General features: G+C 71.1%; 18 protein-coding genes. 8 read left to right on the forward strand and 10 right to left on the reverse strand.

Annotated features, from left to right (window positions below):
• Positions 1–2 precede the first annotated feature (2 nt).
• Entirely contained in the window at positions 3–407 is a 405-nt protein-coding gene (locus GEV07_04875) for a hypothetical protein (protein ID MQA02069.1), read from the reverse strand.
• A 136-nt stretch (positions 408–543) separates the two neighbouring features.
• Between GEV07_04875 and GEV07_04880 the strand changes: the two genes are divergently transcribed.
• From GEV07_04880 to GEV07_04900, 5 genes are all read left to right on the forward strand, one after another.
• Positions 544–861 carry a PadR family transcriptional regulator gene (locus GEV07_04880; GenBank protein ID MQA02070.1) on the forward strand — a complete coding sequence of 106 codons (318 nt, stop codon included), beginning with the start codon at positions 544–546 and terminating at the stop codon, positions 859–861.
• 136 nt (positions 862–997) lie between these two features.
• Entirely contained in the window at positions 998–1,741 is a 744-nt protein-coding gene (locus GEV07_04885; protein MQA02071.1) for a DUF2520 domain-containing protein, read from the forward strand.
• Positions 1,738–2,601, forward strand: coding sequence for a pantoate--beta-alanine ligase (locus GEV07_04890; protein MQA02072.1), 864 nt, complete (start codon positions 1,738–1,740; stop codon positions 2,599–2,601). The genes GEV07_04885 and GEV07_04890 overlap by 4 nt, the downstream gene beginning before the upstream one ends.
• A complete protein-coding gene (panB, locus tag GEV07_04895) occupies positions 2,598–3,494 on the forward strand; it encodes a 3-methyl-2-oxobutanoate hydroxymethyltransferase (protein ID MQA02073.1) in 897 nt (298 codons plus the stop codon). The genes GEV07_04890 and panB overlap by 4 nt, the downstream gene beginning before the upstream one ends.
• Positions 3,491–4,099: a methyltransferase domain-containing protein gene (locus GEV07_04900; protein MQA02074.1), complete on the forward strand. Its 609-nt coding sequence runs from the start codon at positions 3,491–3,493 to the stop codon at positions 4,097–4,099. Before panB ends, GEV07_04900 begins: the two co-directional genes overlap by 4 nt.
• A 3-nt stretch (positions 4,100–4,102) precedes the next feature.
• Here GEV07_04900 and GEV07_04905 read toward each other — a convergent pair whose 3' ends face one another.
• The 6 genes from GEV07_04905 to GEV07_04930 form a co-directional block, all read right to left on the reverse strand.
• Positions 4,103–4,702, reverse strand: a complete 600-nt coding sequence (locus GEV07_04905; GenBank protein ID MQA02075.1) for a peptidase — start codon at positions 4,700–4,702, stop codon at positions 4,103–4,105.
• Positions 4,689–4,898, reverse strand: a complete 210-nt coding sequence (locus tag GEV07_04910; protein MQA02076.1) for an HTH domain-containing protein — start codon at positions 4,896–4,898, stop codon at positions 4,689–4,691. Before GEV07_04910 ends, GEV07_04905 begins: the two co-directional genes overlap by 14 nt.
• A 63-nt stretch (positions 4,899–4,961) precedes the next feature.
• The gene (locus tag GEV07_04915) at positions 4,962–5,621 is read right to left on the reverse strand and encodes a hypothetical protein (GenBank protein ID MQA02077.1); all 660 of its coding nucleotides are present in this window, start codon (positions 5,619–5,621) and stop codon (positions 4,962–4,964) included.
• Positions 5,622–5,764: 143 nt separating this feature from the next.
• Positions 5,765–5,980 (reverse strand): BldC family transcriptional regulator, encoded by a 216-nt coding sequence (locus tag GEV07_04920; GenBank protein MQA02078.1) that lies wholly within the window; start codon positions 5,978–5,980, stop codon positions 5,765–5,767.
• Between the two features lie 169 nt (positions 5,981–6,149).
• A complete protein-coding gene (locus GEV07_04925) occupies positions 6,150–7,055 on the reverse strand; it encodes a hypothetical protein (protein ID MQA02079.1) in 906 nt (301 codons plus the stop codon).
• Positions 7,056–7,114: 59 nt separating this feature from the next.
• Positions 7,115–7,840, reverse strand: coding sequence for a prepilin peptidase (locus tag GEV07_04930; GenBank protein MQA02080.1), 726 nt, complete (start codon positions 7,838–7,840; stop codon positions 7,115–7,117).
• Positions 7,841–7,932: 92 nt separating this feature from the next.
• On the opposite strand from GEV07_04930, the gene GEV07_04935 reads away from it, so the two are divergent.
• The gene (locus GEV07_04935; GenBank protein MQA02081.1) at positions 7,933–9,060 is read left to right on the forward strand and encodes a valine dehydrogenase; all 1,128 of its coding nucleotides are present in this window, start codon (positions 7,933–7,935) and stop codon (positions 9,058–9,060) included.
• Positions 9,061–9,211: 151 nt separating this feature from the next.
• Positions 9,212–9,442: a DUF3073 family protein gene (locus GEV07_04940; GenBank protein MQA02082.1), complete on the forward strand. Its 231-nt coding sequence runs from the start codon at positions 9,212–9,214 to the stop codon at positions 9,440–9,442.
• Between the two features lie 48 nt (positions 9,443–9,490).
• Here the strand turns inward: GEV07_04940 and GEV07_04945 are convergent, their stop codons facing one another.
• Genes GEV07_04945 through GEV07_04955 form a run of 3 tightly spaced genes read right to left on the reverse strand, consistent with a single transcriptional unit; the run spans position 9,491 to position 12,482 of the window.
• A complete protein-coding gene (locus GEV07_04945; GenBank protein MQA02083.1) occupies positions 9,491–10,549 on the reverse strand; it encodes a phosphoribosylformylglycinamidine cyclo-ligase in 1,059 nt (352 codons plus the stop codon).
• A gap of 22 nt (positions 10,550–10,571) precedes the next feature.
• The gene (locus tag GEV07_04950) at positions 10,572–12,071 is read right to left on the reverse strand and encodes an amidophosphoribosyltransferase (protein MQA02084.1); all 1,500 of its coding nucleotides are present in this window, start codon (positions 12,069–12,071) and stop codon (positions 10,572–10,574) included.
• Positions 12,072–12,080: 9 nt separating this feature from the next.
• Positions 12,081–12,482 carry a hypothetical protein gene (locus GEV07_04955; protein MQA02085.1) on the reverse strand — a complete coding sequence of 134 codons (402 nt, stop codon included), beginning with the start codon at positions 12,480–12,482 and terminating at the stop codon, positions 12,081–12,083.
• A 231-nt stretch (positions 12,483–12,713) separates the two neighbouring features.
• Here GEV07_04955 and GEV07_04960 point away from each other — a divergent pair, with 231 nt between their 5' ends.
• On the forward strand, positions 12,714–13,406 hold the full coding sequence (locus GEV07_04960) for a maleylpyruvate isomerase family mycothiol-dependent enzyme (GenBank protein MQA02086.1): 693 nt from the start codon (positions 12,714–12,716) through the stop codon (positions 13,404–13,406).
• Positions 13,407–13,409: the final 3 nt, after the last annotated feature.

The raw sequence follows: 13,409 nt of genomic DNA on the forward strand, positions 1-13,409 counted from the left end.
CCTCACGGCTGCCCCCGCAGTTTCTTGGCCAGCCGGTAGCGCCACGCCACCAGGTACCAGACCAACGCGACCGACGTACCGACGATCGCGACGCCAAGCGGGATGTGGATGCCGAACTGCCGCGTGTACCCCATCCCGATCTGGAGCCCTTCACCGAAGAAGAGCAACACGGTGATGATCGCCGGCCAGAAGGAGCCCTTGCCGGGAAAGATGAACAGCACGGCGGCAGGCGCCAGCAGGAACATGGTGACCGTGACCAGGCCACTGCCGAGCGGGCCGTGCACCTGCATCGCAGCAAGTTCGCCGTTGAGGCACGCACCCGCCAGGATCGGTTGTGTCACCGCCACCGCAGCATGCAGCGACGCCGTGATCAGCAGGATCACCCAGGTCACTCTGGTACGTGCCAAGGGCTTCACAGGCAGGGTGCGGTTCGGCTGACCAACAGCCTGAGACATCCAGCCTCCTCGCATTCTCTGCCCCACCGGTAGACAGCCTACATGACGACTGGTGACATATGTCGACAGGGACCGTAAGATGGGTGGCATGGATCCCAACGCCGTCCGCGGGCATCTCGAGCCGATGATCCTTGCCGTCCTGGAGAGCGGGCCGTTGCACGGTTACGCGGTGATCATGGCCATCAAGAACGGCACCGGCGGGGAGTTGGAGCTCAACACCGGCAGCGTCTACCCGGCGCTGCGCCGGCTCGAGGACGCCGGTCACATCCGCGGTTCGTGGCAGGTCGTCGACGGCCGGCGCCGCCGCACGTACCGGCTCACCGCGGCGGGCAGTCGTGCACTGGCGAAACAGCGCACCGACTGGCAGCTGTTCACCCGCACCATCGGCGGTGTCCTGGACAGCTGACGCTGTTCGCTGCACCGCGCGGCGTTGTACGGTGGTCGGGCTAGTCCCGCCGGCACCGAGAGGGCCGGACGGGAGACGAACCACCAGTCCGCACCACAACACCGCGGACCGGCATCCGTACAGGAGCTGGATCCAGATGAAGAGCGATGACGCACGCCTGCGCGTTGCCGTCGTAGGCGCCGGCCGTCTCGGCACGGCCCTCACCCAGGCACTTAACCACACCGAGAGCATCGACGTGGCCGGTCCGTTCGGCCGTGGGTTCACCGGAGCTACGTACGACGTCGTGCTGTTGTGCGTACCCGACAGGGAGATACCCCCAGCCGCGGCAGCCGTGGAGCCCGGCCCGCTCGTCGGGCACTGTTCCGGCGCGACGAGCCCCACCGTCCTCGACCCGCACGAGGGCTTCGTCCTGCACCCGCTGATGACCGTGCGCGGGGACGGCGGCGACGAGCTGGCCGGGGCGGCGTGCACCGTCGCAGGCACGACGCCCCACGCGCTGACGACCGCCCGTACCCTCGCGGACGCGCTCGGCATGCCCGCGGTCACCGTCGCGGACGCGGATCGCGGCGCGTACCACGCGGCCGCGTCGTTCGCCGCGAACTTCGCGATCACCGTGCAGGCCTGCGCCGCGCGGCTACTGGCGGGCACCGGAGTGCCCAGCGAGTTCCTCGCCCCACTCGCCCGTGCCGCGCTGGACAACTGCGCCACGCACGGCTCGCGGGCGGCGCTGACCGGCCCGGTGGTCCGCGGCGACGAGGAGACGGTCGCCGCGCAACGGCAGGCCGTCGGCGACCGAGCACCTGAGCTGCTGCCGCTCTTCGACGCGCTCGTCGAGCAGACCCGGCGGCTGACCGGCCGCACCGAGGAGGTGGCGGCATGAAGATCGTTCGTACGGTGGCCGCGCTCCGCGAGGAGCTGCGCCCTGCCCGCCCCGCCGAGGCGGCCATCGGCCTGGTGCCGACGATGGGGTTCCTGCACGACGGCCACCTGTCGCTGTTGCACCTGGCACGGGCCGAGTGCGACGTGGTGGTGATGACGCTGTTCGTGAACCCCGCCCAGTTCAACCAGGCCACCGACCTGGACAGCTATCCCAGGGACGAGGCCAGGGACCAGCGGCTGGCGGAGCAGGCCGGCGTCGACGTGCTGTTCGCGCCGCCGGTGGACGAGGTGTACCCCGTGGGCTTCAGCACAAGCGTGCAGGTCACGGGTCCACTCACCGAGACGCTTGAAGGCGCGCAGCGCGGCGCGGGACACTTCCACGGCGTGACCACCGTGGTGACCAAGCTGCTCTGCATGAGCCTGCCCGACGTCGCGTACTTCGGCCAGAAGGACGCTCAGCAGTGCGTGGTCGTACGGCAGCTGGTGCACGACCTCGACCTGCCGGTGCGGATCGAGGTCTGCCCGACAGTACGGGAGGCCGACGGGCTCGCGCTGTCGAGCAGGAACGTGCGGCTGGACGACGTCGACCGTAAGCGGGCCCTGGCGCTGCGTCGTGGCCTGGACACCGCGGAGCACACCGTGCGCGCCGGCGACGGGGACGCAGCGACCATCCGTACGGCGGCGGTCACCGCCATGGCGGAGCTGGCCGTACAGCCGGAATACTTCGAACTGGTCGAGCCGACCACGCTCGCCCCGGTCACCGTCGTCGATGGCCCCACCCTGGTGGTCGTGGCCGCCTGGATCGGCGACACCAGACTGATCGACAACACGGTCGTTCGAGCGAACGGATGGGCAGCATGAGCAGTGCACCGAAGGCGGCGGAGTCCGACCAGCGCAAGCCGGTGACGGTGCCGTCACTGCTGGCGCGGAAACAGCGCGGCGAGCCGATCGTCATGGTCACCGCGTACGACTACCCGTCCGCACGAGCCGCGGAACGCGCGGCCGTGGACATCGTCCTCGTCGGCGACTCGGCCGCCACCACGGTGCTCGGCTACGACGGCACGACCACCCAGATCACCATGGCCGAGATGGTCATGCTCGCCAAGGCCGTACGTCGTGGGCTGCGCACCCCGCTGCTCGTCGGCGACCTGCCGTTCGGCTCGTACGAGGTCAGCGACGAGCAGGCCGTCGCGACGGCGATCAGGTACGTAAGGGAGGCCGGCTGCGACGTGGTGAAGCTCGAGGGCGGCGGCGCCATGTCGGTGGCGAGGGCGAAGGCGATCGTGGACGCCGGCATCCCGGTGATGGGGCACGTCGGCCTCACCCCGCAGACCGCCACCGCGCTCGGCGGCTGGCGCGCGCAGGGCCGGTCGGCCGACGCGGCGCTGGAGATCGCCAGAGGCGCCAAGGCACTCCAGGACGCCGGGTGCTTCTCGATCGTCTTCGAGGCGGTGCCGTCGCCGGTGACCGAGGCGATCGTCACGACGTTGACCATCCCCGTCATCGGCATCGGCGCCGGCCCGTCGGCCGACGGTCAGGTGCTGGTGTTCCACGACCTGCTGGGTATCCGCGACGGTGTCGGCGCCAAGTTCGTGAAGCGCTACGCGGACCTGCAGGACGCCATGGACGCCGGGGTGACCGAGTACGCCGACGACGTACGCAACCGGCGCTACCCGGCCGCAGAACACGGCTACGCCGCCGACCCCGAGATGGTCGCCGAACTGCAGCGTCGACTCGCGGAACAGCCGGCATGAGCACGCCTTCACGACCGGGGCACGACGCGGCCGTGTGGGACGATCGCTACGCGAACACGGACCGGCTCTGGTCCGCCACCCCCAACGCCACCGTGGCCACGCTCGTCGGCGACCTGCCTGCCGGACGCGCCCTCGACGTCGCCGCCGGCGAGGGCAGGCACGCGGTATGGCTCGCCGGACGCGGCTGGGACGTCACCGCGGTGGACTTCTCCGCTGTCGGCATCGCACGTGGCCGCGCGGGCGCGGCCGACAGCGACGTACCTGTCGACTGGGTGGTGGCCGACGTCACCACCTGGGCACCGCCCGCGGACACCAGCTACGACCTGATCCTCGTCGCGTACCTGCACGTCCCAGAGGACGTGTTCGGCCGGCTGCGCGAGTGGCTGGCGCCCGGCGGCCGGCTGGTCGTCGTCGGGCACGCACTGCGCAACCTCACCGAAGGCGTCGGCGGGCCGCAGAACCCGCAGTTGCTCTACGACGAGGAGAAGCTGCAGGCCGCGGCCGCCGGGCTGCGTGTGGAGCGGCTTGGCGAGGTGTTCCGAGAGACCCCCGACGGCACCGCCATCGACGTGTGCCTGGTGGCCACCGACCCCCGGTCGGTGTGACCGTCAGTTCCGCTGCGCCAGCGCGCGGCGGACGACCGTGTACGTGATGTCGTGGCGGGCCATGGTCTCCGCGACGACCCCGTCGCCGTTCAGCAGGGCGACGAGCACGTGCCCGTCGTCGATGTGCGCGTCGCGGCGGTCGACCGCCTCCCGCAGTGCCCGTTCGAGCACGCCCTTCGCGTTGTCCGACCACGGCACGGCCGGTAGCACGGTGCCGTCGCTCACCCGCCGCCGGAAGAGCCGGTCCCGCAGCCGGGTGGCCGGCCACCCGGCGGGGACCTGGGCCAGCTCCTCCAACCGGTCGAGCACCTCGTCCACGTCGATGCCGAGCTCACGCAACGCGTCCGCGTCGGCGTCGGTGACGCCTGCGCGTCTGCAGAGCGCGATCAACTCGGCCTGCAGCCGGGCACGCACCTCCGCCGTGGCGCCGGCCAGCTCCAGTGCCGAGACCGCCGGACTGTCGGTCGCGGTGACCACACCGAGCGCCAGGTGCTCCTCGCGCACCTCGACGGCGTGCACCTCGGCGGCGTACTGCTGAGCCGTCTCGACAGCCCTGCGGGCGTCCTTGGTGAAGCGTTCGAACATCGGCCTAACGCCCTCCATGCTTGCGATGCACCGCTTGCCGACTCACCCCGAGCTGGTCCGCGATCTCCTGCCAGGACCACCCCTGCCGCCGGGCGTTGTCGACCTGCACCACCTCGAGCCGCTCGAGCAGCCGCCGCAACGCGGCCACCGCACGCAGGCCGACGTGGGGATCGCGGTCGCTCGCCGCTCTGGCGAGTTCAGTGGCTTTCGTCATAACTGTCAATCTACGTTGACAAAGGCTGCCGTGTCAACGCACGTTGACAGAGCGAGGAGCGTGCTATTCGCCGGGTTCTGCCACGGTGATCCGTACGGCACGGAACTTCGCCGGCATCTGCTCGAGCACCTTGCGCCGCGGGTCGGGCACGGCGTAGAGCCTTCGGTCGGCGATCTCCGCGACGCTGGCCAACCGCGGGTCGGCGAGCACGGCGTCGACGGCGAACCGGTCACCGCCACAGACCACTGCGTCCAGGTCGCCGAGCGCCGGACCGAGCACCAGGTGCGCGGCGTCCGCCGCGGCGGCGAAGGCGACCCTGGCCTGCTGCTCACGCCGCCGCGCGAACCGTTGCTGCGACCAGCCACCGGCCTTCGACTTGCCCTGCACGTGGCGCTTGCCGACCTTTACGGCCTGCAGCTCGTCCCCGGCGAAGACGCCGACCGCGTGGCCACCGCGCCGCACGAGCAGCACCCCGACCCGACGCTCGCGGTTGGCGTGCTCGACCAGACCGCCGTCGGGCAGGTCGGCACGCACCCGCAGCGGCGGGAACGGCACGGCGCACGTCGCGACGGCACCGTCGGCCGCCGTGACCACCACCTCGTCGCCGGAGGCGGCGCAGGTCGAAGTACCGTGCCGGTCCGCGAAGTTGTCGAGCCAGCGCGCCAGCCGCTGCGGCGGGACGCGGACCACCGTCGGCCCGCCCGCACCGCCGCTCACCGGCAGGTACCGGGGACGGGGAAGTCGCGACGAAGGTCAGTACCAGGCATGGTGGACAGCTCGATCGGCTCGGCTCAGCCGGGAGGGTGTGTCTCCCAATGGCGGTCCGGGTACGCCTCGAACGCCATTGGGAGACACGCCCTGGCGCGTCAGCTCGCCGGCTCGTCTTCTACCGCATGGGGAACACCCTCGAGCAGCGCCCTCACCTCGGATTCCAGATACCGTCGATGACCGCCCAGCGTGCGGATCGAGGACAGCTTCCCTGCCTTCGCCCAACGGGTGACGGTCTTCGGATCGACACGAAACATCGCCGCCACCTCGGCTGGTGTCAGCAACGCCTCCGCGTCGCTCTTGCGAGTGCCCATATGGACCTTCTCCTGTTACCGGTCTACGACCCCCCGTCGCACCCTGTGGAGCATGTCGGGTAAGTGCACATATGACGCACTTCATGCTCCGAATGCTCCGCAGCGTAGTGTCTCACGCTTGTGCACATCATGACAGCAGGTCGCAAAGGGAACGCATCGCGTGAAGGCGTTAGTTGGCGCATTCCCGTCGTTCCACCGCGGACCACCGGGTCATAACCGCCTGATAGTGGCGCGCTGCTTGCTCCCCGTCACCGTCCGCTAGCGCGGCTAGACCCTCCGCAACATCCACTACCGAACGGTCAGTCAACAAGAACGCGTCATCGACCAGACTGACCAACCCACCGTAGTCGAGCTCCACCAGCGCGTGTGGGTGGAACTCCTCCAACCAGCGGCCCAGTGCCTCGACCTCGTCCACGACGGTCCCGTCGACGGTCTTGCGCAGGACCGCCAGGCTGCGGGCCAGCCGCTTCCTGGCCTCGACCATCCGGGTGAGGTAGCTCATGGTGCGATCCGCACCCTCGGCGGGCACGGTGACCGGCTCGGTCCCGCCGTCCTCGCCGCCGGCCACCTCGGTACCCGCGCCGCCGGCGTGGGTCACGTCGTCCGGAACCAGGACGAGCCGGCGCTCGGTCTGCCTGAACAGGATGAACCACGCGACCGGCACGTGCCATCGTGCCTGCTTGATGTAGGTCTGGGCGCCACCCGACTCGCTGGCGCGCGTCTCCGCCAGTGCCCGCGACTCCGCCGGCGCCGCAGCCTCGAAGACCTCCCTGGGCAGCAGCTCCTCCAGCGTCGCGTAGGCGGCGATCGACCGGCTGCGCGTCTGCAACGGGCAGATGTACGTCGTCTGGTCGATCCGATGCACGAGCGCGTGGTCGCTCTCCCTGTCGGGCACCAGCACAGGCGGGGTGGCCGCCAACCGGCGCCGCGCCGCCGCCTCCTCGACGGCCAGCAGCTCGCGCGGGTCAGGCGTGTCCACCTCGGGGTCGGAGTAGAGCGCCCAGGCCGCGCGGGCCGGCTCGCGGAACGCGACGAGCGGCTCGTACACACGCAGGTAGGCCGAGTACGGCGACATACCCGCATCGTCGCACGATTAGGTGACCGATTCCTACGCCAGCCGACCGCGCTGCCCGGCTAGCCGAGCAGCTCGTACCCGCTGACCAGCACTGCTACCAACGCGCCGGCGAGCATGAACGGCCCGAACGGGATCCGGCTGCGCCGGTCGGCCACCCGCAGCACCAGCAGCGCCAGCGCGAACAGGCCGCCGAACAGCACGCCGAGGAACGCGCCGACGACCCAGGTGTCCGGCCCCAGCCAGCCCAGGTACGCGCCGAGCACCCCGGCGAGCTTCACGTCGCCGAGCCCCATGCCGTCGCGGTTGACCAGGTGCAACAGGCCGTAGCACAGGCCGAGGCCGAGCATGCCGAGCAGCACGCCGAGCAGCCGCCTGCCGCCGCCCTCGATGAACGGCGCCGCCAGCGCGAGCAGTCCCACCCCGATCGGGTACGACGGCAGCGTCAGCAGGTCGGGCAGCCGGTGTTGCTGCACGTCGACGGCGGCCAGCGGCACGGCGACGAGCGCGAGGTAGAGGTACGCGGGCAGCTCGGGGGCCAGACCGAAGCGCACCGCGAGCGCCGCGCACGCCGCCGCCGACAACACCGGCAGCAGCACGTCGCGGGGTCGCTGCACCCGCGGCCGGTGCGCCGGCCGCCCGGCGAGCACGGCCGCCACCACCAGCCCGACGAGCAGGCCGAGCAGGCCGGCCACCGCCGGGACGAGGTACGTCACCGCGGCGTCCCTGCCTCGTCCATGGCCGGGCAATCTACCGGCATCCCCGTACCGGGAACGCGCCGTCCACACCGACGACTACAGCCGGCAGGCGCCGGGCGAATAAGCTGGATGCAGTACCCGCGTCACCATGCGTGGGGGCGAACGGACAGGAGACACCACCCATGTCGCAGTCCGACCACGAAGGGACCTATCAGGTCCAGTCGGCAGCTGGCACCGACCAACCGATCGTCTTCGGCAGGCACACCGGCCACGAACAGGTCGTCTTCTGCCAGGACGAGGCGAGCGGCCTGAAGGCCATCATCGCCATCTACAGCACCGCGCTCGGCCCCGCGCTCGGCGGCACCAGGTTCCACCCGTACCGCACCGAGCAGGCCGCGCTCGACGACGCGCTCAGCCTCGCCAAGGCGATGGCGTACAAGGCCGCGGTCACCGGGCTCGACCTCGGCGGCGGCAAGGCCGTCATCCTCGGCGACCCGAACACCGACAAGAGCGAGGCGCTGCTGCGCGCCTACGGCCGCTTCGTGCAGTCGCTCGGCGGGCGGTACCTCACCGCGTGCGACGTGGGCACGTACGTGGCCGACATGGACGTCGTCGCCAGGGAGTCGCGCTACGTCACCGGCCGCTCCACCGAGAACGGCGGCGCCGGCGACTCGAGCGTCCTCACCGCGTACGGCGTCTACCAGGGCATGCGGGCCTGCGCCGAGCGGCTCTGGGGCAGCCCGAGCCTGCGGGGCAGGCGGGTCGGCGTGGCCGGTGTCGGGAAGGTCGGATATCACCTGGTCGAGCACCTGGTCGCGAACGGCGCCGAGGTGGCCGTCACCGACGTCCGCCAGGACCGGGTGGCCAGGGTCACCGGCGACCACCCGCAGGTGCATGCCGTAGCCGACACCGACACGCTCGTACGCACCCCGCTGGACGTGTACGCACCGTGTGCACTCGGCGGCGCGCTGGACGACGCGACCACGCACGCGCTGCGCGCGACGGTGGTGTGCGGCGCCGCCAACAACCAGCTGGCGCACCGCGGGGTGGAGAAGCAGCTGCAGGACCGCGGCGTCCTCTACGCCCCCGACTACGTGGTCAACGCCGGCGGGCTCGTCCAGGTCGCCGACGAGATCGACGGCTTCAGCTTCGACCGGGCGAAGAAGCGGGTCGAGGGCATCTACGAGACGGTGGCCAGCATCTTTACCGTCGCCGCCGAGGAGGGCGTGCCGCCCGCGGTCGCCGCGGACCGGATCGCGCAGCGGCGGATGGAGTCGATCGGCCGGCTACGGGGCATCCACGTGATGTGACTGATGGCCACTTCGGCGACCGTGGCGTCGCCGACCGGCTCACTGGCACGATACGGTGGGACCCAGCAACCAGGACCCGGCTCCGTTGCCGGGGTCCGCAACTCGTGTAGTCCATCGGGGTTGGTTACTCCGCGTTGAGGGGGTCGAGCCAATGGGGCGCGGCCGGGCTAAGGCCAAGCAGACGAAGGTCGCCCGCAAGCTCAAGTACCAGACTGGCGGCACTGATCTTTCGCAGCTTGCCGAGGAGCTTGGGGCATCGTCGCCGACCATCGACGGTACGGATGACGTAGGGCAACGTGCCGATGACACGGCACGCGACGACGACGATCTCGTCGCGCGGTATTCGGATTACGCGGACAACCCGAATCCGTCTGCGCGCTGACACCTAGCTGGCAGCGGTCCCGGCGGCCTGCCGGGACCTTCCGGCGCGCTATTTCGGGTGCGCACCCAACAGCTGTACATCGCCGCTTCCCGCGACGATCTCGCCGCCGACCCACGCCGGCACCTTGCGCCCGACGAGGATCGCGAGCGCCCGGTCCACGTCGTCCTGGCCGAGCACGGCCAGCATGCCGACGCCGAGGTTGAAGGTGCGCTCCATCTCGTCCCACTCGATCCGGCCCTTGGCCTCGATCAGCCGGAAGACCGGCTGCGGTGTCCAGGTCGCCCGGTCGATCCGCGCGTCGAGTGCCTGCGGCAGCGCCCGCGACAGGTTCGCTGCCAGCCCACCGCCAGTGACGTGCGCAAACGCGTGCACGTCAGTCTCCGCCGCGATGGTCAGGCACGCCTGCGTGTAGATGCGGGTGGGTTCGAGCAGCTCCTCCCCCAGCGAGTGGCCGAGCTCCTCGGGCTCGGCGTCGTAGCTCATCCGGCCCATCCGCAGCAGCGCGTGGCGCGCCAGCGCGTACCCGTTGGAGTGCAGTCCGGACGAGCCCATGGCGATCACCACGTCGCCCTCGCGCACCCGCTCCGGGCCGAGCACCGCCTCTTCCTCGACGATGCCGGTGCCCGCGCCGGCGAGGTCGTACTCCTGCGGCTGCATCAGCCCGGGGTGCTCGGCCGTCTCACCGCCGAGCAGTGCGCAGCCGGCCTGCCGGCAGCCCTCCGCGATGCCGCCGACGATGGCGGAGATCCGCTCGGGCACCACCTGGCCGCACGCGATGTAGTCGGTCATGAACAGCGGCTCGGCCCCGCAGACCACCAGGTCGTCGACGACCATGCCGACCAGGTCCTGGCCGACGGTGTCGTGCTTGTCCAGCGCCTGCGCGACCGCCAGCTTGGTGCCGACGCCGTCGGTGGACGTCGCGAGCACCGGGGCCGTGTACCTGCCCACGTCCAGCCGGAACAGGCCGGCGAACCCGCCGAAGTCGCCGAGCACCTCGGGCCGGCTGGCCGCCTTGACCTGCTTGGACATCAGGGCCACCGCACGCTCGCCGGCCTCGATGTCGACCCCGGCAGCCCCGTACGTCCCGCTGTCGTTCCCCGAGCTCACGGGTGTGCCTCCTCAGGCGCGTTCATGCGTTCGTCGACTGCGGCTGCGGCTGCGGGACGTCCTCCAGCAGATGCTTGCCGAGCAGGTTCTCGTCCGGCAGCGCGATCGGGTAGTCGCCGTCGAAACAGGCGGTACACAGCCGGGACCTGTCGATCGTGGTGGCCTCGACCAGACCCTCGAGCGAGATGTAGCCGAGTGAGTCGGCCCCGAGCGAGGTAGCGATCTCGTCGACGGACAGGTCCGCGCCGATCAGCTCCGTACGGGACGCGAAGTCGATGCCGTAGTAGCACGGCCAGCGCACCGGCGGGCTGGCGATCCGCACGTGCACCTCGGCGGCGCCGGCCTCCCGCAGCATCCGGACGATGGCCCGCTGAGTGTTGCCGCGCACGATCGAGTCGTCCACGACCACCAGCCGCTTGCCGGCGATCACCTCGCGCAGCGGGTTCAGCTTGAGCCTGATGCCGAGCTGCCTGATCGTCTGGCTCGGCTCGATGAAGGTGCGCCCCACGTACGAGTTCTTGGTCAGCCCCTGGCCGTACGGGATCCCGCTCTCCTGCGCGTACCCGATCGCCGCCGGGGTGCCGGACTCCGGGGTGGGGATCACCAGGTCGGCGTCGGCCAGCGCCTCCTTGGCCAGCCGCCGGCCGATCTCCACCCGGCTGGCGTGCACGCCGCGGCCGGCGATGGTCGAGTCGGGCCTGGCCAGGTAGACGTACTCGAAGATGCAGCCCTTCGGCTTCTGCTGCGCGAACTGCGACGACCGCAGCCCGTGCTCGTCCACCGCGACCAGCTCGCCTGGCTCCACCTCGCGGACGAACGCGGCACCGAGGATGTCCAGGGCGCAGGTCTCGCTGGCGACCACCCAGCCCCCGCTGTCCAGCCGGCCGAGGGCAAGCGGCCGCACGCCGTACGGGTCGCGGGCCGCGTAGAGCGTGTTCTCGTCCATGAAGACCAGCGAGAACGCCCCCTGCACGTCGGGGAGCAGCTCGAGTGCCGCCTGCTCGACGGTGGTGTCGTCGCTCTTCGCGAGCAGCTCGGTGAGGATGCCGGTGTCGGTGCTGGACTCGCCGCCGATGCCAGGAAACAGGATCTCGTCGGCGAGCGCCTGCCGCGCGCGCAGCGCGAGCTCACCGGTGTTGGTGAGGTTGCCGTTGTGTGCCAGCGCGACGCCGCCCGCGCCCGTCGGCCGGAAGGTGGGCTGCGCGTTCGCCCACACCGATGACCCGGTCGTGGAGTAGCGGCAGTGGCCGACCGCGACGTGGCCGGTCAGCGACGCCAGGGTGGACTCGTCGAAGACCTGCGCTACCAGGCCCATGTCCTTGACCACGAGGATCTGGTGGCCGTCGCCGACGGCGATGCCGGCCGACTCCTGGCCGCGGTGCTGCAGGGCGTAGGTACCGAAGTAGGCGAGCTTGGCGACCTCCTCGCCGGGCGCCCAGACGCCGAGGACGCCACAGGCGTCCTGCGGGCCACGGTCGTGGGGATCGATTTCGTGCGTCAACTTGCCGTCACGCATAGGCACACCACGAGTCTACGTGCTGCCACCGGCCATCGGCACATGCGCAGGTCCCCGGCCGGTCACCGGCAGGTACGCGGAGAGATCGGCCCGGCTGCCGGTCGCGCGCACCCGGCCGTCGTCGGTCGCTGCCGCCCAGGTCAACCTGCCGGTCGCGAGGCACAGCCAGGTGACCGGGTCGGTCTCCACCACGTTCGGCGGTGTGCCCCGTGTGTGGCGCAGCCCTTCGACACACTGCACGGCGGCGAACGGCGGCACCCGCAGCTCGACCGCCTTGCCTGGGGCCTGCCTGGCCAGCGCGTTCGCCAGCTGGCGGACGGCGGCGGCGAGATCGGCGCGCGCCGGTTCCGTATCGGCGTCGACGGCGGCCAGGGCGCGGTCGACGGCGGCGGGGTCAGCCTGGCGTCTGCTCGGCACGTCGCCAGCATAGGGCGCGGGCGCCGGTGGGCATGGAAAACGCCGGGGCGAAGGCCTTCCCCTCCCTCGCGCCCGGCGCTGTCAGCTAGTCCATCACGAGCCGCCGTCAACCACGGCACCGACACGCCGAGGCGAGCGCTCGGATTGCCGTCCGCCTGGCCGACCGGGTCGACGTAGCGCTGCGTGCCGCGCTGGGTCTCTGACCGCGCGCACCGCGATACCGTCAGGGGCATGGACAGTGCGGCGTACCTGACCCACCTGCGCAACGAGATGACGTCCTTCGCGGCCTGCCTGGACGGCGACCTGGACACACCGGTCGAGCACTGCGGCGACTGGACGCTCTACGACCTGGCCGATCATCTCGGCAACGGCCACCTGTGGTCGGCGGCGGCAGTCACCGAACGTCGTAAGGACTACCGTGGCCCGGCGGCGCCGCGGGACCCGAAGGCACTCGCCACCTGGTTCGACCAGACGTGCACGGTGCTGCTGACGGTGTTGGACACCGACCCGTCGACCGAGGCCTGGACGTTCTTCCCGCCGCACACCGTCGCGTTCTGGCAACGCCGTCGCTGCCTGGAGGCGCTGGTGCACCGTTGGGACGCCGAGCACGCGGTCGGTCGACCGGGCAAGCTCGACCCGACCCTGGCCGCCGACGGCGTCAGCGAGGTGTTCGACACCATGGCGCCGCGACAGGTCAAGCGCGGCCGGGCGGACGAACCCGACGTGGCGGTGCGGTTCACCGCCGACGACGCCGGCACGTCGTGGACGTACGGCCCGGGCGAGCCGGTCGCCGAGGTCAGCGGCTCCGCCGCGGACCTGCTGCTCCTGCTCTGGCACCGGCTGGACAGTGCCGCCCCGAGCCTGGCGTGGCAGGGCGACCGCGCCGCCGGTCAGCGCCTGCTGGCCGGCCTCATCGTGCCCTGACCT

Source organism: Streptosporangiales bacterium, from assembly GCA_009379825.1.
GTDB lineage: Bacteria > Actinomycetota > Actinomycetes > Streptosporangiales > WHST01 > WHST01.